Genomic DNA, 926 nt, shown 5'->3' on the forward strand with positions numbered 1-926 from the left:
CCAGCGGCAGGCCCTGTTTACTCCAGATGAGGCGCGCCTGCCAGCCCTCCGCCCGCGCCAGCAGCACCGGGCGGCCTGCCGGGTCATAACCCCGGCGGGTCTCCTCCCCGTCCGCCGTGATTTCTGCGCTGAGCCAGCCCCGGGGATGCCAGCGGTAGCGGGTCACCCGCCCGGCACAGTCCGTGGCGCGGATGAGCTGCCCGGCGTCGTTATACTCCATGCGGCGGCTGTTCCCGGCGGCATCCACCTCCTCCACCACCCGGCCGTATTCATCGCGATGAAACAGCGTGCTCTGCCCCAGGGCGTCGACGATACGCGCCAGGCCGTGGTGCGCATCGTAGTAAAAGCGCGTGACCCTGCCGTCCGGCTCCGTGACGGCCACCGGCAGGGCGCGGTGCCCCAGCCACTGCGTGGCCCGCATGTTGCCGTCCGCGTCGGTCTCCTGCACCCGGTTGCCTGCGTCGTCATACACGAACGTGACGGCATGCCCGGCGGGGTCGGTGCGGCGCACCAGCTGCTCGTGTTCGTTCCAGTCGTAACGCCAGCTTTCACCCCGCTCATCGACAAAGCGGGTGATGAGCTGCTGCTCGTTCCAGTAGTGACGGCACGTGTGCCCGTCATACCGGGTCACGGTGGTCAGCCCGGCCTCCAGGTCATAGGCGATGCGGCAGCCGTCGCCGGTGCTGGTCCGGGTCTCCACCACCCGCCAGTGGTCAGCATGCTGCCAGCGGTACTCGCTCTCCGGCCCGCCCGCCAGGCGGTGCCAGACCATCAGGCCGTGGTCGTTGTAGCGGTACTCCCGCGTGGTCACGCCCGCGGCGTCGGTGGCAGCAGCCAGCTGTCCGCGCGCGTCGTAGCGCCAGCGCATCAGCGGCCACGTTTTATCCCCGCCGGAGTGGGTGGCGGCGGTGACCCGCTGCGGGAAG

At 70.3% G+C, this 926-nt stretch carries 1 pseudogene; it reads right to left on the bottom strand.

What is annotated here, in order from left to right:
• Nucleotides 1-926 (bottom strand): annotated as a pseudogene (locus WFN61_RS20695) (type IV secretion protein Rhs); the annotation flags it as partial.

Origin of the sequence: Pseudescherichia sp. AS216, assembly GCF_037152055.1 — a bacterium.
Lineage (GTDB): Bacteria > Pseudomonadota > Gammaproteobacteria > Enterobacterales > Enterobacteriaceae > Pseudescherichia.